This is a genomic window from Pseudoalteromonas piscicida, from assembly GCF_002208135.1.
Lineage (GTDB): Bacteria > Pseudomonadota > Gammaproteobacteria > Enterobacterales > Alteromonadaceae > Pseudoalteromonas > Pseudoalteromonas piscicida_A.
Genome location: NZ_CP021647.1, coordinates 885,232 through 905,723, shown reverse-complemented (window position 1 = coordinate 905,723; position 20,492 = coordinate 885,232). Strand labels below are relative to the sequence as shown.

13 protein-coding genes and 3 pseudogenes are annotated in these 20,492 nt (G+C 42.8%); 3 read left to right on the top strand and 13 right to left on the bottom strand.

Translation table 11 applies throughout. The features are described from left to right. From B1L02_RS22480 to B1L02_RS22465, 4 genes and pseudogenes are all read right to left on the bottom strand, one after another. On the bottom strand, window positions 1–783 hold the full coding sequence (locus B1L02_RS22480) for a hypothetical protein (protein ID WP_088532951.1): 783 nt from the start codon (window positions 781–783) through the stop codon (window positions 1–3). 347 nt (window positions 784–1,130) lie between these two features. Further along, a complete protein-coding gene (locus B1L02_RS22475) occupies window positions 1,131–1,910 on the bottom strand; it encodes a Hint domain-containing protein (protein ID WP_088532950.1) in 780 nt (259 codons plus the stop codon). A 35-nt stretch (window positions 1,911–1,945) separates the two neighbouring features. Further along, on the bottom strand, window positions 1,946–3,457 hold the full coding sequence (locus B1L02_RS22470) for a S8 family peptidase (protein ID WP_088532949.1): 1,512 nt from the start codon (window positions 3,455–3,457) through the stop codon (window positions 1,946–1,948). Between the two features lie 497 nt (window positions 3,458–3,954). After that, window positions 3,955–5,393: pseudogene (locus B1L02_RS22465) on the bottom strand (chitinase). A 214-nt stretch (window positions 5,394–5,607) separates the two neighbouring features. Between B1L02_RS22465 and B1L02_RS22460 the strand changes: the two are divergent. Both B1L02_RS22460 and B1L02_RS22455 read left to right on the top strand, forming a co-directional pair. Beyond that, on the top strand, window positions 5,608–6,165 hold the full coding sequence (locus B1L02_RS22460; protein ID WP_088532948.1) for a GNAT family N-acetyltransferase: 558 nt from the start codon (window positions 5,608–5,610) through the stop codon (window positions 6,163–6,165). A gap of 1 nt (window position 6,166) precedes the next feature. After that, window positions 6,167–7,500: pseudogene (locus B1L02_RS22455) on the top strand (NAD(P)/FAD-dependent oxidoreductase). A gap of 105 nt (window positions 7,501–7,605) precedes the next feature. On the opposite strand, the gene B1L02_RS24830 reads toward B1L02_RS22455, so the two are convergent. From B1L02_RS24830 to B1L02_RS22405, 9 genes and pseudogenes are all read right to left on the bottom strand, one after another. Continuing rightward, the gene (locus B1L02_RS24830; protein ID WP_223192143.1) at window positions 7,606–8,292 is read right to left on the bottom strand and encodes a porin; all 687 of its coding nucleotides are present in this window, start codon (window positions 8,290–8,292) and stop codon (window positions 7,606–7,608) included. A gap of 318 nt (window positions 8,293–8,610) precedes the next feature. Then, window positions 8,611–9,306 carry a hypothetical protein gene (locus B1L02_RS22440; RefSeq protein WP_223192144.1) on the bottom strand — a complete coding sequence of 232 codons (696 nt, stop codon included), beginning with the start codon at window positions 9,304–9,306 and terminating at the stop codon, window positions 8,611–8,613. Between the two features lie 162 nt (window positions 9,307–9,468). Continuing rightward, window positions 9,469–10,451 (bottom strand): annotated as a pseudogene (locus B1L02_RS22435) (response regulator). Next, window positions 10,451–13,729 (bottom strand): MHYT domain-containing protein, encoded by a 3,279-nt coding sequence (locus tag B1L02_RS22430; protein ID WP_088532946.1) that lies wholly within the window; start codon window positions 13,727–13,729, stop codon window positions 10,451–10,453. The pseudogene B1L02_RS22435 and the gene B1L02_RS22430 overlap by 1 nt, the downstream one beginning before the upstream one ends. A gap of 178 nt (window positions 13,730–13,907) precedes the next feature. After that, window positions 13,908–14,975 carry a lipocalin-like domain-containing protein gene (locus tag B1L02_RS22425; RefSeq protein ID WP_088532945.1) on the bottom strand — a complete coding sequence of 356 codons (1,068 nt, stop codon included), beginning with the start codon at window positions 14,973–14,975 and terminating at the stop codon, window positions 13,908–13,910. Beyond that, a complete protein-coding gene (locus B1L02_RS22420; protein WP_088532944.1) occupies window positions 14,965–17,430 on the bottom strand; it encodes an ABC transporter permease in 2,466 nt (821 codons plus the stop codon). The genes B1L02_RS22425 and B1L02_RS22420 overlap by 11 nt, the downstream gene beginning before the upstream one ends. Then, window positions 17,423–18,079 carry an ABC transporter ATP-binding protein gene (locus tag B1L02_RS22415; RefSeq protein ID WP_088532943.1) on the bottom strand — a complete coding sequence of 219 codons (657 nt, stop codon included), beginning with the start codon at window positions 18,077–18,079 and terminating at the stop codon, window positions 17,423–17,425. The genes B1L02_RS22420 and B1L02_RS22415 overlap by 8 nt, the downstream gene beginning before the upstream one ends. A gap of 100 nt (window positions 18,080–18,179) precedes the next feature. Further along, window positions 18,180–18,872, bottom strand: coding sequence for an SDR family oxidoreductase (locus B1L02_RS22410; protein WP_088532942.1), 693 nt, complete (start codon window positions 18,870–18,872; stop codon window positions 18,180–18,182). A 142-nt stretch (window positions 18,873–19,014) separates the two neighbouring features. Next, on the bottom strand, window positions 19,015–19,401 hold the full coding sequence (locus B1L02_RS22405; RefSeq protein ID WP_088532941.1) for an STAS/SEC14 domain-containing protein: 387 nt from the start codon (window positions 19,399–19,401) through the stop codon (window positions 19,015–19,017). 170 nt (window positions 19,402–19,571) lie between these two features. On the opposite strand from B1L02_RS22405, the gene B1L02_RS22400 reads away from it, so the two are divergent. Next, complete coding sequence (locus tag B1L02_RS22400; RefSeq protein ID WP_088532940.1) at window positions 19,572–20,375, top strand: putative porin; 804 nt, start codon at window positions 19,572–19,574, stop codon at window positions 20,373–20,375. The last annotated feature ends 117 nt before the right edge of the window (window positions 20,376–20,492 follow it).

Below are 20,492 nucleotides of genomic sequence, written 5' to 3'. Positions count from 1 at the left end.
TTATGACTGCTTTTTAAATAACTTCTGTACTATTAATATTGTTTCATCTACGCTTTTCTTACGATTGATAATTGCACCAAATTGATTGGCATAAATCTTCCTGATGTCAGTATGAAAGTCGTCATAATATCCGAGTTCCATCATTACAGTCTCTGGAGAGTCAATCACTTGTTTATCTCCATAGGTAGCAATGGAAGCATAAACCAAATCTTCAAGATCTAGGTCTCTGCGCTTTTCAATCGTCTCACCGTTTACCAATTTCGCATTTAATGCGTGTGCAACTTGGCCAGTAGCCTCATACAAAGGCCCCGGCTCTCCCGCTTTGGCAAGTTCGTCTAACAAACGAATTGAAAACACTCTAACCAGCGCTTGTTGTTCCCCAAATGTTTTTTCAGCGTGCTCATAATCCACAAGGCTTTGTTTTGCAATTTCAATCATCTTGGCGTCATGCAATAAGTCTTGCATCTCTTCGCTAATAAAAGAGGCAGAATTAAACTTACCCACTGACAATTGCATTCTCTCAAAAGCCGTTAATAATCGAACCTCAGGGGTGGCAAGTTTAGGATCGGCTTTAGGTAACTTAGTATTGATTTCATTGATAAGCTTTTTATCTAACTCATCGAGTTTACTTAATTCCACTTCCTCACTTTTAGTGAGCGCTGTTGTTGAATTATTTCCTACCTCATTTCCCGCCCCAACTTCTGCAACAGAAAACAAGTTAAACTTAAAAGCTGCCAGTGCTATCACAGCGACCACAACTGTGATCAAAATACTTTTTTTCATAAAAATAAAACCTAAAAATTAAACCGATAGATAATTTGAAGATAAAAACCTGCTCGTGTTCGAACTGGAAAATAGTGCCAACTTCATTATAAAAAATAGTTACAGCAGCTTTTCAAAAGCCTATGCAGTATCAGGGCTGCGCTACTCATAATGGCAACTTTACTCATTGCTACCCCAGCGCTTCAAGCATCCTATAAACACCACCGATATTTGCAGCGTTTGCGACTGAACGACTCAACTGATTAAAATACAATCACGAGTAAAGACTGCTGTCTCAAATAACAACCCAACTTCAAATCAAACAGATAGAAAAAGGGAAGGAATAACCTTCCCGATTGAAGAATTATTTACTGGCGTACTACAACTTGGCCTAATTCAGCTTGTAGCTGATTCTGCCAAGTCAAATCACCAACTAAAATGTCGTTTGCAATAATGATGTGATTTACTACTTCCGCACCATTGGTTTCAAAGTTGTATACATCCAGCTCGGTAGCCTCACGAGTGATTGAAGCAACTGAAAGCTCAACGCCATCTGCACGCAACATCGTTTGGCCTAACTCAACATCTTTAGCAGCAACCATCGCGCCATTGCCTAAAAGCATACCGTGGTGCTGAGTCACTTTAAGTTCAGAGCCATCTTCTAAAGTAAACACGTAAAGATCTGATTCTTCAGCACCTTTAGTACGCGCTCTCATTTCAAACGTGTTTGTCGATAGCAAGCTCAAAGAAGCATCCTTTGCCAGGCCAACCAAACCATAGCTATCATCTATATGTTTTGCTGCTACATCGACAATATCACCACCTTTGGTGACACGGATTAATGTATTGGCTTCAAAACAACCACACTTACATACTGCACCAACCGTTCTGTCATAAAAGTCAACAACTGGATAGAAACCATTTGCTTTACCCCACTCACCAGCTCTAGCAGTGATATAGCCTTCACGAACAGCCCAATCTATACGTTTAACACACTCAGTCGCTGAAATAGCCTTTTTCGCACAGCGTCCATGAGCGGCATTATCGGTAGTCGCTTGACTTTGGTAAGCAGCAATATCCATTGTTGCTTCTGATTTGAATGCGACAAGTGCAAACAACGTAGTGAATAAAATCATCAAAGATCTCATAGAAAAATTTCCTTGTAATTAATGTAAATTGAAGTTTATTTCACAGCTTCAGCTTTAAGGGTGACATTATTAAAAGCGCTATACCCATAGGCTGATAGGTACCAAGTGCCATTTGCAGGGTTAGTGATGACACATGATTCGTTTGAAGTATCTGGATTTTCTGAAGCGCAGTCGTTATCGATAGGATAAGGTTCTTGACCATGCTTGATATAAAGATCAGCATCACCCGTTCCACCGGATAAACTAACTACCAATTTGGTCGTACCTGAAGCAACATTGAAAGGGAATACTTTAGATTGGCCTTTGTTACCACTGACTATTTCAACTAAGCCATCCCCTGGTTGGTCTTCAAATTTGGCATAGACCAATTTGTTTGGCGAACCAACGACATCCGAAATTTTGTTTTTTGAGGCGTTATTACTCATTGCCGTAGTCACCTGAGCTGGATTTAGGTTTGGTGATTTAGACAAATGTAGCGCAGCTACACCAGCAACGTGAGGCGATGCCATTGATGTACCGCTAATCGTTTTCGTTGCACTATTAGAACCAATCCATGCAGACGTTATTGAAGATCCAGGTGCGAATACGTCGACACACTTCCCGTAGTTAGAAAAACCCGATCTTGCGTCATTAATATCCGAAGAGGCAACTGTGATTGCAGAAGGCTCGCTTGCTGGTGATTTAGAACAAGCATCACCACGGTCATTGCCCGCAGCCACAACAAAAGTAATGCCACGATTTACCGCATTTGCTACTGCGTTATTAACAGCTTGAGATTTACCGCCTCCCAAACTCATATTTGCAACAGATGGTCCAGAAGCATTACCTGCTACCCAGTCGATCCCTGCGATTACGCCAGCATACGATCCCGAACCACTACAGTTAAGAACTCGCACACCAACTAAATCTACGGCTTTGGCAACCCCATATTGCGAACCACCGATCGTACCTGCAACGTGTGTACCGTGACCATTACAATCCTGAGAAACAGCGTCGTTATCAACGAAATCATATCCATTTCTTGCACGGCCACCGAAATCATTATGGCTGTTTAACACCCCAGTATCGATTATGTAAGCAGTTACACCTTGACCGTTGTTCGCACCTACATATTTCTTATCTAATGGACGATCTCTTTGATCGATGCGATCCAAACCCCATGTAGGGTTATTTTGTAACGCGTGGAAATCAGAGAACTGTGGATCAATGCTAAAAGTCGCATTTTGCTCAATGAACTTAATATCTGGATGAGAGAGCAGCTTCAATAATTGCTCGGAGCTTGCTTTAACAGCAACACCGGCTAAGTTATCATATTGATACTCAACATCTAAGCCAAACTCAGCGCTTAACTTCGTCGTTAACGATTCCGTAAATGCCGCTTTGGTGGTGATATCCGCATTAATTAGAGCAGCCGGTGTGTTGTACACAATAATATAGCTGTCTTTAATCGCCTGTGATCCCGACGAGTTACTGTAAAACTCAGCTGCTTGAACTGTAGACCCAAGCATAAGGCTCAATAACAAGGGAGTTATTTTCCTTTTTTTCATGATTTTTCCTTTTTTATTTTAAAAATCAAAGTAAATTCTGATTTATACCGACTAAAAAAGTAATGCAAACTACAACTTAAACTACAGATATACATATAAACACATTTTAGACACAGCAAATTTACACATAAAAAACAAAAAAACAACAAAGCAAAAATCAGATGAAAAATTCAAGAAAACGAAACAAAAAAATACAAATTAGCAATATTTTCATTAAGTTAAAAAAACCTCTCCCAAAACCATCGGAAAACAAAACAAAATAAAAAACACAACAAGCAGCTTTTTTAAATATTAAAAAAATAAAAATAAACTAAAAACCACCATAAAAATGATAAACAAGCGTTTAAAACCCTTAAATAAATAACTATAAAATAAGATTACAATTGTAATAAAGTGGGGTATTTTGAAAAAATCAATAGAACTAAAAGTAATACAAGGCGAGTTTTAGGAGAAAATAAATCTAATAAGAATAGAGGCGGGAAACCCGCCAACACTATTTAGTTAACAGCCAACCAAGGACTGGAGCCATCGGCAGTAGGTATATTACCTTTGGTCCACCATTTTGCTTCGTAGATCACGCCGTTATAACTCGCTCTATCACCCTTTAGGTAAACCTTGTCCGCATCCCAAGCAGGCACTCCATCCACTGGCGGTTCAGTAGGGTTGGTTGGTAAGTCATCAACGACTCGAACTTCGGGCCAACTTGCGTGTGATTGATAAAAGTTTGTCACGCATTTCTCGTAATCTCCCGGAACCAGCGCTGAATAAGCTGTTTGATACCCCACGAGTTTACACTCAAATGAATACCCTCCGGGACGATCTGCATAATAAGCCCAATCCCCTTCCCAGTTGGTGTAAAGGACGTCAGTCGCCCCATCGAGGTTTAAGCTACCGTATGGTGTTTGCTGCCAACAGGTATTTTCTTCATCAGCTTCAATGGTGATGTTGTAATAATGCGAGAGCCCTTCCCAATAACGAATGCGGTTAACGGGCTGACCTTTGTCTTTATTTTGCGCGCCACACTCAATCCCACCGTTAATAATATTAATGGTGGTACCAAAGCCATAACCAATCCCTGCCTCACTCTCACGTTGTGACGGCGTCCAAGTCCTATCAATAACGTGTAACATTGCAGGTTTTGGCGCTTGCGGAGTTAAGAAAAACCAAATTGCAGACGCTAAATTTAGCCAAGAGTCTGCCACTAAACCAGGGTTATTTAATAGCACCGTTGCATCACCATTAAACATGACTTCACTAAATGCGCCATAGTTGAAGTGATATGAGAGCTGCTTAGCGCCTCGGCCAAAATATCCTTGTCCAGTTCCACATGGCCAACGGCGATTCTGCCAGTCATTTTGTCCACACCCCGTGGTATAGCCAACTTGCCCTTCTGACCAATCCATTTCGCGCACATGAACCAAGGCTTGTTGCCATTCTTCTAACCCGAGAGGGTTATCAGAAGTATTGTCTTTGGCAATATGCCCCCCGTTTCTTGAGCAAAATGCGCAAATGCAGTCACGATTGAGCGTTTACAGATTGCGTCGGCGTCTCTGCCATCAGTATAGTCGCCACAAAATGCGGGAAACTTGCCAATAGCACGCAAAAAGCGCGTATAGGTGTATTCAGGTGCCGCCATTTGCGTCAGAAATTGCCACTGGGTTTGACCAAATACCCGTTCAGCTCTTTTTACATTATCAGGATTACTGGCAAGGCCCGGCGCAATTGCTTCTACAACTGTATTGTCTCTTGTTTCGAGTGCTTTAGACCAAATAGCATACATCGGGTTGTTGGTTTTCGCGCTTTCGGCATTATTCAATTCTATTCGAGAAACAATATAACCATTGGGGTTTTGTGGATCGGGTTGCGGACTCATGGCCATCACCTGACTTGCAGTTATGGCAAGCGAAACTGCGGTCGCTAATTTTAGACTGTTCATACTTTTCCTTTACATGTTGTTGTTAATAGTAAAACCCATCAATTCAACAATTATTAACAAAATGACATCGCTGTCAAATTTTGTTCACTTTTTATTCTTACAACATATGTAGTAACGTCCTCCAAAATCGATGAGTCTTAGCGTTTTTAGTACATGATCCAACGTGGTATGCTAGTCAAAATGCCTCACAGTAAATAACAACAACAGAGAGCCTATGAAAATTATTCCTTTACAACCAGAACATTTCGAACGTGTTATCGCACTTGGCAATCTCGTTCATGGTGATAATTATCTTGATTACGCAGGCATTGAACAAATGCGCCAAAAAGGCTGTAAAGATGGTATAAATGCTTCCTTTGTTGCCTTAAGCGATGACGATGAGTTACTCGGTTTTAGAACATCATATAGTGCCGGACAATGGGCTATAGATAAGTGGAGTTCACCGTCTTTGTGGCCTGTCGATCAAAATGACATGGCCTATTTTAAATGTATCGCGGTGTCACCGAACGCACAGGGCCAAGGTATTGGGCCCCAATTACTAAAACACGCAATAACAGCACTAAAACAACAAGGCGCAAGAGCTGGCGTTGCTCATCTTTGGAAACAAAGCCCAGGTAACGGTGCCGTTAAATACTTCACCAAAGCCGGTGGCAAACTGATCAAAGTCCATGATGATAAGTGGCTAGATGACTGTATCTATCACGGCTATGTTTGTACTATTTGTGGGTCTGAATGCCACTGCCAAGCAGCAGAAATGGTATTGGAGTTTTAAGATGTCAGGGTTTGATCCACTCACTCAGCCACATTGCCAAGGCCAAGCTTTTGCCAACAGCTACTGGGCTGCAACCTGCCCTTTAGGTCCCCTAACCCTTCTCTAGATAAACCATTACAGGTAGATATCGCAGTGATCGGTGGTGGCTTTACGGGCTTACTTACCGCCTACCATTTGGCAGCCACTCATCATCAAAGCGTTGCCCTATTTGAAGCAAATCAAGTTGGCTTTGGCGCGAGCGCGAGAAATGCGGGTTTTGTGCTACCAAGTACGGGCCGGCTTGGTTATGCGCAACTGGCTAAAAAGTATGGTTTGGATGTCAGTAAAGCCATATATCAAGAGTACAATAACGCCGTTGCTTTAGTACGAGAACATATTGACGCTAATTACATTGACTGCAACGTGCAGGGATCCGGGTATTTAAAAGTTGCACACAATCAGCAAGCATTTTCGCAACTAAAGGCACAGTCAGAATTTCTCACTGCAACCATGGGTAGCAAGAGCCATCAGTTACTATCTCAGCAACAACTAACCGAAACCTATATGCACAATCAGCAAGGGTTTGGCGCATTGCGATTTGACAACGCGTTTGGTGTTCACCCTTTGAAGCTGTTGCTAGGTTACAAGGCATTAGCTCAGCAAGCTGGCGTACAAATTTATGAAAACAGTTTGGTCACCCACCACCAGAATCAAAATGGCAACCACCAGCTAGAAGTGAATGGCCACAAAGTCTCGGCGAACAAAGTCGTGATCGCAGCAAATGCCTACAGCCAACGACAATTTTCTCCGTTAACTCAAGGGCGTTATCTACCGATTTTAAGTAGTATCATCGTAACTGAGCCACTCAGCGATGAACAACTTGCTGTCAGTGGCTTAATGACGGAGCAAGTCGTCATGGATACTAGGCGGCTTAAGTATTACTATCGTCGTCTTCCCGATAATCGCATTCTGTTTGGTGGGCGAGGCGCAGTGTTTGGATACGATCAAGACAATCCAAAATATCAACAAAACCTACGCTCAGCGCTTAACGATTGCTTTTTTAACCTCGATGTTAAAGTTGATTACTTTTGGAGTGGCTATATTGCTGCCGCGCTTGATGACCTTCCCCATATCTACAGTGAAAACAACATCGGATATGTGCTTGGATATTGTGGCTCGGGAGTGGCGTTTAGTGCACAGGCAAGTATCCGACTTGCTGAAAAATTAATGGGCTTTAAAGTGCCTGATTTACCCATCTATACCAAGCCACTGCCCAAATTTCCAATGCCACAATTAAGAAGAATGGGGCAACTAGCTTATTACCAATATGCGCAGTTGATGGATAAATACGCTTAGCAAACAAACTAAGCATCTGAGAATTAACGCCTTTCTATCAGAAAGGTTAGCTCTTACCCTTGGGTAAATAAAAAGGTGCGCCCATCAAGCACCTTTTTTCAACGACTAATAGCTATAGCGCAGATTAAAACCAACGTTGTTGTACACATCAGCATTTCTATAATTTAGATTTGCCGAAATATGATCAGTAAAATGATAGCCAATCTCAGCCAGGTACACAAAACTACTTTCTCCTTCCTCACCATTGATGCGTTCAAAACCTATACCCGCCCTCGCATCAAATGAGTCTACCGAGAATGCATAAGCCAATTCGAGATGATAAAGATCGGCATCATTATTAGCTGAGACGTCAACTTCATTTCTATAACGATATTTGCCATTGATAATATATTCCACTTCCGCAATTGCATCCATTTGCAACTTGAGTCGAGAGTAACCACCATATAGATCTAGCCATGATTGCTCTGATAGTTGAAATTCGTGACCCACTAGCACAGTAAATTGTTTCCAGTCCGTATCAACTTTCGTTTCAATGATTCGGGCGCCAACGCCACTAGCGATATCATTTTGCTGACTGTTTTTATCACTCGATATTATATAGGTACCTTGCAGGTAAAATTGCTCGAAGGATTTTTTTGCGCTCAGCGCCACCCCAGTTGGTTTTATTTCGCTCAGCTCTTTGATTGAGATTTTCCCATAACCTATCTCAACATAGTCTTTTGATTGTGCGCAGCAACTTGAGCTTACCAAAGCTACTGAAAGGCAAGCAGCTAACTTAACTGTAGAATCCATGATCATCTCCTTATCCATCTACATATTGAAGGTGAAAGCATAACAAGGTTTTGTTACACGTTTAAGTGTTTCTAGAATAAAAACACTTTTAATATCAGTTTGTTTAATTAACAATTAAATTTCGGATGCGATACAGAAAACTCAATTTGGCAGGAAAGTTCAAAGAGGTGAACACGAATGCCAGAAGAACTGTTACTTGAGTATGTAGAGCAAAGTTTAGTTTAAAAATCAGGTAGGTATACATTCCGTTGTAGATACGATTTCTATTTTAAGAAATCGTATCTTGCCTAGGGCCTGCCGACCTTAGCAACTGTGATATCAGAAGCTATACCTCAAATTCAGACTGAGGGTATTGTAGACCTCAGCATTTCTATAGCTCACATTTGCGGAAATATTATTGGTAAAACGATATCCAACCTCAGCCAGATACACTAAATTATTCTCACTTTCATCATCCTGGATCCGCTCAAAGCCAACACCTACCCTAAAATTAAGGTCTACATGTGTATAGTCATAAGCAGCTTCTAAATGATAATGATCACTTGACTCATTTTCCCCTTGGTCAAGAAATAATATAAGCTCTTTATTGGTGTAACCATCATAGTACGTCGTATTGACTAAGCCTGAATAAGCTACCTCCAATCTATGCCTAGAATAACCGCCATAAATATCAATAAGGCTATTATCATTCAAATCAAACTGCTTACCGGCCAATAGGGTATAAGCTCTAGAGTCAACATCGAAATCTAATGTAGTTAATACGTCTTCTTCTGCACCATAAACTACTCCGGTAACCGCGACGTCATCAGCCATCAGAGCAGAAGAACCTTCTAGGTAAAGCCCACCGAACTCTATATTTGCTGTAATGACAAAGCCTTTAGGCTCAATTTCACTAACTCTATCGAACGCTAACCGACCAAATCCAAGCTCCATAAAATTTGTTGAGCTGGCGATGCTAGGTAGTGACGCTAACATGGCGGTAAGACTTATTGCCATAGTTGAAACTGAATTCACAATCGTATCCTTGTTGATAGTTCCATGGTTAGAACCCAATATAGATACAAATTATTCGTATAGCAAATGCTTTACAATATGAGAACTTAAAAATGCCTTACTACTCCCTCTCTCTACGCTCACAAGCATTAATCTTCAATTAGCCAGCGAAGATCAACTCCCTCAGTCATACTGCGCTTTAATCTTTAGGATTTCTGGTAGGTTTTCATCGAGTAATTCAACTAATTTTGGGTCAAAGTGCTTACCACTTTCAGAATGAATGAAGGCTAATGCCTTTTCAATAGGCCAAGCCTCTTTGTATGGGCGCTTTGAAGTAAGTGCATCAAACACGTCCGCAAGCGCACAGATCCTCCCTTCAAGTGAGATTTCTTCCCCCTTTAATCCTTTTGGATAACCGCTTCCATCAAATTTTTCGTGGTGCTCCATGGCCATTAAATATGCAAGCTTGACGAGTTTTGAATCAGAGTCCGCGAGTATATTTGCACCCAGCTCAGCGTGTTGTTTCATCACCTCATACTCTTCGGCATCTAAACGGCCGGGTTTCAGCAAAATGCTGTCGGCAATACCAACCTTACCAATATCATGCATCGGGCGGCGAGCATCAAATCTTCCGCATACGCTTCCGGTAAACTACAAGCTTTAGCAAGCACAAAGCAGTAGCGGCTCATTCTTGCAATATGTTGGCCTGTTTCATTGTCTTTGTATTCCGCTGCCTGACCGAGCCGCTGCATCAATTCAACGTATGCACTTTTAAGCTCAGTAGCACTAACTAAAGACAAGTGCGTCTTCACTCGGGCTCTAGTTATCGCAGGGCTGATAGGCTTTGTGATGTAATCAACACCACCTAACTCAAAGCCTCGAGCTTCGTCAAACTCTTCACTCAAGGCGGTCACAAAAATCACCGGGATCCTCGCCGTGGTAGGGTCTTCTTTTAATTTGGAGCAGACTTCAAAACCTGTCATTTCTGGCATCATAACATCGAGTAAAATTAAGTTAGGTAGTTCTTTATCTACTAGCTCCAGCGCCAACTTTCCTGACTTTGCAAACTTCATACGATATTGATTGCCCAGCGTTTGCTTTAGAATTTGCAAATTTGTCGCTTCATCGTCAACAGCTAGGATCAGAGGCTTGTGGTCATTTATCATTACACATCAGTACTCATTAATTGTGCGAGAATTTCCTCCGCACGTTCAAATTCAAAATCATCCAATGCATGTTTCAACGCCTCTACCTGGCTTCGGTAAGTAAGGGGCGCACTCTCTAACAATGCGTCAAGCACATCATCCTCGACTTGCGCCTCATCTATCATTTCTTTTACTTGTGGCAAGTTTTGCTTAAACAAAAAAACGTCGCCCTCACTCAACGCGTTGGTCACGACTTCTTCATCACTCAGTCCAACCACGTCGTCTAGTTTTTCAATAATGAGCGCCATTTTGGCTCTCAGCCGCTCGTCAACTTCCTTTTTACGCTCTATTTGCTCTAGCAGAGCAAATAGCGTCTCTAACGCCAAGTTTCCGGCAACGCCTTTGATAGTATGAATACTCTGTAGCACATCATTCGTAAACTGACCTTCGTGAGCAAAGAGCGCTACCACTTCCTCTCTTTTACCATCCCAAAAACGCGCCAACTCTTTTAAAAACCGAGCCTCACTGCCCCACAGGTTGATTGCTCTAGCTCTATTTATAAGCTGTTTGTTGCTGGTTTGCCTTACTTCAATCGCCGTATGAGTAATATTGATATTGAGTGTTTCAGCAATAGTGCGGGTTAAGTCTTCTATCACCACCGGTTTTGAGGCAAATGCAGCCATTCCAGCTGCTTTTGCAGCCGCTCTATCCTCGCCTAACACACTCGCGGTGAGTGCTATTACCGGTGTCTCTTGTTGCCTATTTTCTCGTTCATATGCTTTGATAGCGCGCGTCGCCTCAAGTCCATCACAACCCGGCATATGAATATCCATTAGAATAAGATCGTATTGTTGCGCTTTTGCTTTTTCGATGGCCTCAAGCCCATCTCCCGCGACCTCTATACTATGACCTTGCTTTTCAAGTAATAAGCTCAACAATTCGGTATTTTGTTGAATATCATCAGCAACCAAGATATTTAACGGGGGAAGCTCGACATGAACATCTTGCGCTATTGTGAATGCCGCTATTTTCTTAAGTGGCACAGTAAAGTAGAAAGTAGACCCTTTTCCAAGCTCACTGTGAGCCCATATTTTTCCACCCATTAACTCGACTAACTGGCGACTAATGGTCGTCCCAAGGCCTGTGCCACCAAAGCGGCGACTCATACTCTCATCGGCCTGCTCAAAGGGGTTGAAAATAGAGTCTAGTCTATCGTTGGCAATCCCTATCCCTGTGTCCGCAATTTTAAACAGTACATAATCGTCTTGATATGACTCAACGCTAAGCTCCACACCGCCCTGCGCCGTAAACTTAATGGCATTACCCAATAAATTAACTAATACCTGCCGTAACCGATCAGAAGCACCATGATAAGTTTGATGCAAACTGTGGCTCATCGTGAGCTCAAGTTTTAAGCCCTTTTTCTTTGCTTGATACCAAAACGTCGATACCACATTGTCGAGTAACTCAGAAATACAGAAATCATTTTCAATTAGGTCGAGCTTGCCTTGGTCTAGCTTAGCCGAGTCTAAAATATCGTTAAGTAAGTGCAGCAGCGCCTTTGCACTGGTAAGTATAGTATTTACATGCTTACTTTGATCTTGCTTCAGCTCAGACTCTCTAAGTACTTCACTAAATCCTAAAATGGCATTCATCGGGGTACGAATTTCATGACTCATGTTCGCCAAAAACGCCTGCTTGGAAGCCGCCGCACTCTCAGCAACGCTTTTCGCGGTACGTAGTTCGTCTTCCATGTTCTTGCGTTCGCTAATATCGAGTAATACGCCTGCAATGCCCTCAACTTTACCCGCTTGATCGTATTCAAATGAGCCTTTATCGAGTACCCACTTGGTATGCCCAGATTTGTGTAATATTCGATATTCCTGTGAATAACTCGCTTTGCCGCATTGCAGTGCTTGTTCAACCACATCGTGCGTTAAGCTTTTGTCATCTTCAATAATCAAGCTGGCAAAATGAACTTGCCCAGACATAAATTCTTCTGCTCGATAGCCAGTAAGCTGCTCGACAATGGGGCTTACGAACGACATTGTCCATTCGCTATCAATCCGGCAACGAAACGCCACGCCAGGCATGTTATTTAATAGTGTCCGATAACGCGTTTCCTGCTCAATCAGCGCTTTTTCCATTTGCTTTTGGGCAGTTAAATCAGTAATAAAACCCACATAAAACCCACTTTGATCTTTTAACTCAACCTCTCCTATTCCCAACCGGATAGGCACCAAGTGCCCTTGCTTGTGTAGCGCCTTGATTTCACGGCCAACCCCTTTAAATTGTTCAAGGTAAGCGCTGTCGAATGATACTTTCGTTTGCGTTTCTTTAGGTAAAAACACAGCTACATTGCGACCAAGTGTCTCTCGCTCAGGCCATCCTAAAATTCGTTCAACTAACGGGTTACAGCTCTTGATAATACCGTCACCATTGATAGTGATGATCCCATCAACGGCTGTTTCTAGAATTGCCGCCAGCCTAGATTCATTCGCGGCTTTATCTGCTGCTACCGAACGGTACTTGCTCGCGGTATGAATAAGCGCAGATAAAGCGCTAATGATCATACTGACAGCAGCAATAAACAATGCGAGTGACTGTGTGTGCTGATCTTGCATTTCTTGGCTGATAACGGGTGAGTCAGATACAAATTTTGCTGCCTGCATGCCCGTGTAATGCATTCCCGACACTGATGCCCCGAGCGCCAAAGCACCTAGCCACCTAACGACACTGATATTGTTGTCGCTGACATAATCGCGTAGTTTACTTCTCGTTTGAATTGCAATGAAGGCGAGTGACACTGCAACAACAATTGATAAACCAAAAAGTGCAGGGTCATAACCCAGCATAGGGCCAAGCTGCATGGCTTCCATACCGCTATAGTGCATGGTGCCAATGCCCGCACCCAAAATGACGGCAGCGAGTCCCTTGACTGCGAGTGTGGCATTTGCTCGAGTTATCAAATCAAATGCAGCCCAACAGCCTAAGAAAGCGGGGAAGATGGACGCCGCAGTAAGCCAAGGATCGTAATCCACCTCTACACAGAGTGAGAACGCCAGCATGCCAATAAAGTGCATACTCCAAATACCACCAGCCATGGCCACAGCACCGCCAAATTTTGCGAGTCGATTTATACGGCTATTTTGATTTTGCTCAGCAAAGTCGATCTGGATAAGCGTAAAAAATGAGGCAATAACAGCCACAAGCACAGATAACGCCACAAGCGTAGCATCATAAGTTCCGTTGAGTAGTAACTCTGGTGCGGGATCGGTTACAAAAAACGTATTTAACATAGCAACACAGATAGTAAGATATTCTTAGAGTCTAGCTTTCTAGGACTGAGTTTGACAGAAAAAAGCGCTGTCAAAACAAGATTTCAGGATAAATTCATGTTTATTGTGGGCTAGTACTATCTCACTAGGAAGTTTAAAGACAATATAGGTACAAGTTAATCGGTATAGCCAATGCGGGCTATTCATATCCGACTAGCTCAGCGTACCCTTCACCGGTATAGCCGCCGGACACTTTTACTCTTCCTTCCCAATACGGGAGCATCAGCTGATTTCTCGCATCACGATTGATACTTTCTATCAGAATAACAGGATTGTGCTTTAGTCGTAGTTGCCATTTAAATGGATAGCTTACTCCGTCTAACGAAACCTGCTCCAAAACACTTAATTGAATATCTTTATGCGCTATTTCTGTCGCTCTACCCTCAGCTGTAATCTCAGTGCCTCGGCAATCTTTGTAGACTTGTTGGCTATCACGAATGCAAAATACCATTAGTGCACCATTCGACCTGTCTTGACCCCGAATGCTAAACCAGTCCCAGCCGCGTTGTGATTTACTGATAAACGACGAAGACCATTCTCTATCGAGCCACGCGTCACCGCTGACTTGATGTGTTGCACCTTGAAAAGTAAGCTCACCCGAGACGCTTAAAAAAGGATAGCTGTAGTACATGGAGGCATGGCCGTCGGACGTTTTTTCACTGTAGCCATTCTTCCCATGTAGCACCATTGGGCTTGTGTTAAATGCTAAACTAACACGGCTGTTTTCTTCCTCAGCATGAAGCGTTAACGGAAAAAATGTTTCCGTCTCACTGCGCAAATACCAATTATCTAATTGCGTGACAAATGGGTCAGCTTGAATTTTTACTTGCCCTGCTCTGCCATAACGTTCGAAGGCTTGGTGCCTTGTATTATCTTGAATTGCAAAATGCGCAAAGTATAACTCACCATCCCACCATGGACTGGCATATTGACCGCTGACAACTGAGGTTCTAAATAACGTCCATTGAACACCAAACTCTTGTCCCGAATCACTTTTTAAGTTTGCAGTAACATACCACCATTCAATACCTTGGTCCGGATGACTGCCGTGATCAAGTGGAAAACTTAACTGATATGAGGGAGAGACCGGATCGCCCAACTGAAGGTTGAAAAAATCATTTTTTGAATTAGGGACTTCTGATAGCTCCGGTGTGCAGCCGACTCCCACAATTAATAGTAATAAAACGATAAAATAATTAGTCTTCATACAACAGATCCGCAGTATCGTAACGACTCAGTTTGAGTAGAGGAAGTACACTAACCAGCAAAGCTAAACCAAAAATTAGGGTGATAAAGACTGCGATCTCAAGATAAGGTAATAGAAAAGGGATCGTCCAACCGAAGCCAATTGGCATCACAAATTTAAGCAAGATCCACCCGAGCATTCCCCCAAGTATTGTCGCCAGCACTAAACTCACAAGCAGAATAACGGCGCTTTGCCCTAATTTAATGGCAAATGCTTGCCAAGTTGTAACGCCTAGTGTTTTTAAGATGGCCAATGGTTGAATTTGCTTAGCGCCGAGTGTCAGTAATGATACCCATAGCCCAAATAACGCGATAGCAACTATCATTAAATTTAACGCGTGTGTTGCGTAAAACGTATGTTCAAACAAACGCGTAGCGTATTGTTTAAAACGCTGATTTTGAACCACTTGAGAGTCGTTTAAATGGAATTGCTGCATGACCTTTTGCTTAAATAAAGCGGTATCAATATCTGGCTTCAAAACAATTGAAAAACCATATGCTTCATAGTTAAACCCAGCGTTTTCAATTGCGTCATTCACGGCGACGAATACCGCACGCTGCTCGCCATAATCGTAATAAAAACCCGTTATCTCACAGTTAATATGCTTTTTGCCTTGCTGCAACCGAATACGCTGACCCAACTTTACGCCATACAATAATTTGCTTGGCTCGTTTGCAAGGCACCCAATCACGTTCTTATTCACATCATAGTAAAGCACTTCATTATTAGGAGGCGATCTCGAAAGTAGCGTAAGATTGTAGTGATGTTCACCAGAGCGACCGAAGCTAATCAAACTCGCAGGTTGGGGATCTCGTTGATGTGAGCTCAGACCGTAACTTATCTCTGCACGCCAGAATACACCGACCTTGTCGATATCCTGTTGGCTTAAAAGCCATTGATATTGCACATCAGAAACTTCACTAGGCCTCACATATAGATCTGCGCTAAGGCGGCCATCTAAATGGATCTGCAAAGCTGAACTAAAACTACTCACCATAATTTGTAACCCTACGGAAGTACCAACCGCAAGCAATACGGCATAAACACTGATTGCAAGTACTCTGATCTGCTCGCCACTATCTGCTTTCATCCATTTAACTAATGGATGCTGAGTTGGAATACCTTTAAACGCGGCTCGTAGTACCACTGGTGTTATCATAAAAAAGAGCAACAGTAAGCAAACGCACAACCCAAGCGCATGAAATGGCGCTTCGCTACCAAGATAAAAATACCCAGCGGCCACAGCCAGTAGACTTCCACTCACTATTTTACTCTGCCAAGATTTATAAAAAGTAAGAGGCTTTACTTGGCAATAGGCCACACTGGCAAGTACCAAAAGGTTTAACACAAATGCTTGCAGCACGACCAACCAACTGAAATGAACCGGTAAACGCCTATCTAACGCGAACAAGCTCTCTAACGCCATAGAGATCTCGCTCACCAATAAGTTCGCCCCCAAGAAAGCCACACCTGCGCCCACCAGTGCAGCAATCAAGCTTAAGACGAGCACCTCAATAATTACCGCTGCGATCACATTTGCTTGAATACATCCAAGTAGTGTAAGTTGCTGATGTAGTTTTGTTCTCGCATGCAGACAAAGCTTTATGGCATTAAAACTTAAAAAAGCGCCAACCACGTAGCCTAGAAATGCGAGTGCTTGCAGGTTGAAGAAAAACGCTTTCGACAACGAGTCGAATGACTGCGCTTGTGCACTTTGCAACTGTCCGTTGTCACCAATAATCTGCCTAACTTTTGCCTCGTCTAATGCTGCATTTGAGATCTCTATATAACTTATTCGACCCACTGAATTCAGTAAATGGTCAACTAATGCAATATCTGCTAATGCGGTATCACCAGTCAGTTCCGATAAAACAACGAAGTGTACATCCGTATCTAGAAGCTTGGTCACTTCATGCCTTCTGAGCGACAACTGTTGAGCCATCGTGTCTGATACGTAAATTGTGCTAAATCCAAATTGTAATGATGCAGTTTGGTTGCCTGACTTGTCACCCTGTGATTGCACTTTAGGCACAGACAGCCATTGCAAAGTATTAACCCCTTTGATGCGAAGACTATTCCCGCTCGGCAGGGTCAGCACGCCTTCCAAAACCGGCTCTGCTGATACCACTCCTGCGCTTCGAAGCGCAGTCCACACATCGGCAGTTAACATCTCGCGGCCTACGCTTGGCCGAACAAAATGACTAATTGGATTGTTAATAAGCGCGCTGGTTTGCTGATAGCGATCTGTTGCTTCTTGATTTAGTCCTCGAATTGAGCCAAGCAAAGCGCTACCCAAGGACAAGCCAAAAACGAATAGCAAAAACAACCAAAGATGCCTTTTGTAGAACTGGATAAAAACAGTAAGTATCAGCCTAATTTCTGATAACGCGCTCAGCCGTTCCATTGCTTTAGCCATAGGCACGGTTATTTTGAATGGTGATTTTTCTATCGAGGCTGTCAGCAAGGTGTTGGCTGTGCGTAACCATAAGCAAGTTAACGCCTTGCTCTTCGCACAGCTCACGCAGAAGCGATACCACTTCTTCGCTTTTCGCAGCATCTAAGTTGCCCGTCGGCTCATCGGCCAGCAATAACTTAGGCTTGTTGATCATGGCACGTGCGATACCAACTCGCTGCTGCTCACCACCTGACAATTGCTGAGGCAAGGCTGTTAATTTATGCAAAATCCCCAAGCGTTCTGCCAGCGCATTGACGTCGCTTTGCTTGGGATTCATTTGATTTAGCTGTGCTTGAAAGACAATATTGTCGTAGACAGATAGAGGTGCAAGTAATTGATAGTGCTGAAATATCATCCCCAAACCGCGACGATAGAGCGCCAGCTCGGTATCATTAAATTGCGTAATGTTTTGGCCATCAATAACAATGCTGCCGCTATCGGGCTTTAACAAACCACCAATAAGATGGATCAATGTGGTTTTACCCGATCCACTATCTCCAACAATCGCGACCTGCTCTTTAGCAGCAATACTGAGACTAAGCTTATCTAATACAGCTCGATTCACCTCACCATCACGACGCGTGAAGACCAAGTTTTGAACTTCTACCACTGTATGCACATTCCTATGTGGGCGCTACTCAATTTATCAGTTTCATTAAGTAGCCAGAGTATCTTATTTCTCGTGTCAGCGCAGATTAGCTATCTGTTTATTACCATGGAATAGCATCGCCGCTATAGTCGTAAAAGCCTCCGCTTTGTGCATCCACGAAATGAGATAACACGGAATAGATCCCACTTGCAGACTCATCTGGGGAAATTAAGGCGTTAGGGCCACCCATTTCCGTTTGAACCCAGCCAGGGTGAAGCGCAACGGTGCGGATCCCTTCACCCAGTAAATCATTTGATAGGCTTTTTACCACTGAGTTTAGCGCTGCCTTGGAGCTGCGATAGATATAACCGCCACCTTTGGTATTCATGGTGTGGCTGCCTACCTTAGAGGAAATGGCCGCAAAAATCTTTTCGTTGCCATTACAAAGGTGGGTGTAAAACAGCTCTGCGAGTCGCATGGTGGAAAATACATTAACCTCCATCACTTCTCGCCACGCTTCTATATCGGTTTCACCAAATGCATAGTCTTTCGGCCCATAAATACCCGCATTGTTGATAACAATATCGATGGCAACAGGGGCCAGCTTCTCGCTTAATTCTTCCATCTGGTCGTAATTGGTCACATCTAGGGCAAATACTTGGAGCTCAGGAAAAGTTGGCGCAAGAGAATTTAATTCTGAAGCAATAAGCGGGTCTCGACACGTTGCTAACACGTGCCAACCAGCCTGCAGATAGGTTTTAGTTAACGCAAGTCCAATACCGCGGTTTGCACCAGTGATCAGTATTTTTTTCACAGTTGGAGCTCCTAAGCCGTTATGACAAAAGCCAATGGTGTTACTTCACTATACTGATGATAGGTTGAATAATCCACTTTTTGCACACGTAGCTAGCGCTTTAAGCCATACAGCATAGGTCATGAATTTAATTCAACTTTGATCAATCTCGTTCATTAAGCCAATTCAGCGCATCTCCTTTATCATCAAAATACTTCACTTTCCCAGTAACAAACCAATTACCTATTGTTGCAGCAAGTCGATGCCAATTTTTGCCACCATATATTGCTACTTTGGCAAATTCAGTGCTATGCTCAAAGGCGAGTCGGAAGTCATCCCACATGGCCCTTGGCTCCCAGCCTTCAAAATCAGTCGCATCAAGAAATGCATAGATTTTAGGCGTTGTTACGGCTTTCAGTGCACTCTCGATTATTGGTGTAATAACAACATAATCTTCATGAGTGAGTTTACCTGTAGGCTTAAGTGTGAGATAAATATCATCTCCAAAGCGCTCAGTGCCTATTGATATACCATGGAATGAATTCGTCATGTTCTCTTCCTTTATGTTTATCTCATAGACAAAAAGCATAATTAAGTCTCAGCTTTTTTGCCAATATCCAAACTTTTTTCATTATTGTCAGCTTCCGTTCAGATTTCTAATACTACCATGCGCGCCGTTGAGTCGATGTAGCTCAATATATGGAAATTAAAGGGATGACTATGAAAAAACTACTATCTATCGCAGCTGTTTCACTACTTGTTTCAGCAGCAGCTCAGGCTAACACTGGTAACGTACAAAAAGAGTGGTTCAACACCGCTAGTTACACAGATTATGACTATGATGGCTCTGACAACCGCGCACTGATGCTTTCTTCTCGCTATTTCTTCGCACCTCAAGAATCAGTAGGCGTATGGGATGACTTTGGCTACCTTGATACGGACAGCAATGTAGGCGTAAGTTACTTTAACGATGATTATTCAAATGCTTTCTCAGCTCGTGGTGAAGGCTTTATCACTAAAGAATGGTTTGTAACTGCTAGCATCGCAGATCTTGGCGAAGCTGACGACCATTACTCTTTCGGTTTTGGTTACCTTTACAACGACAATCTAAAGCTAAGCATTCGCCAAGAAGAGTTTGAAAACGGTGATACTACTTGGTTCAAAGCTGAGTACAACCACGAACTCAATTCTACAGATTACATCGGTTTCACAGTTGAAACTGAAGACGAATTTGATTACCTAAACCTAAGTGCACGTTACTTCATGCATGTAGGTGGTGAAAGCTACTTCACAATCGATGTAGAGCACAACCGCATTGATACAGATTTTGCAGACGACTCTGTAACAAACGTGCTTGCAAATTACTATTTCACTCGCAACTTTGCGCTTGGTCTAGGTTCATATGATTCAGACTTAGCGGTAGAAGCTAAATACTTCTTCAACGACACTTACTACCTTAAAGGCAGTGTAGTTGACACAGACGGCGGTGAAACAAGCAACCTAACTTTTGTTGCTCAGTTCTAAATCAACACATGATTGAGGTACATCTGTACCTCCCCCAACTACTCAACACCTCTTCGCGACCACACTCCGCGTTGGGGTGTTTTTTCACATTTTGAAACAAGCTACTCATCTAAATTG

Coding starts and splice junctions, on each gene's coding strand:
- B1L02_RS22480 (WP_088532951.1), bottom strand. CDS start 783: ATGAAAAAAAGTATTTTGATCACAGTTGTGGTCGCTGTGATAGCACTG.
- B1L02_RS22475 (WP_088532950.1), bottom strand. CDS start 1,910: ATGAGATCTTTGATGATTTTATTCACTACGTTGTTTGCACTTGTCGCA.
- B1L02_RS22470 (WP_088532949.1), bottom strand. CDS start 3,457: ATGAAAAAAAGGAAAATAACTCCCTTGTTATTGAGCCTTATGCTTGGG.
- B1L02_RS22460 (WP_088532948.1), top strand. CDS start 5,608: ATGAAAATTATTCCTTTACAACCAGAACATTTCGAACGTGTTATCGCA.
- B1L02_RS24830 (WP_223192143.1), bottom strand. CDS start 8,292: ATGGATTCTACAGTTAAGTTAGCTGCTTGCCTTTCAGTAGCTTTGGTA.
- B1L02_RS22430 (WP_088532946.1), bottom strand. CDS start 13,729: ATGTTAAATACGTTTTTTGTAACCGATCCCGCACCAGAGTTACTACTC.
- B1L02_RS22425 (WP_088532945.1), bottom strand. CDS start 14,975: ATGAAGACTAATTATTTTATCGTTTTATTACTATTAATTGTGGGAGTC.
- B1L02_RS22420 (WP_088532944.1), bottom strand. CDS start 17,430: ATGGCTAAAGCAATGGAACGGCTGAGCGCGTTATCAGAAATTAGGCTG.
- B1L02_RS22405 (WP_088532941.1), bottom strand. CDS start 19,401: ATGACGAATTCATTCCATGGTATATCAATAGGCACTGAGCGCTTTGGA.
- B1L02_RS22400 (WP_088532940.1), top strand. CDS start 19,572: ATGAAAAAACTACTATCTATCGCAGCTGTTTCACTACTTGTTTCAGCA.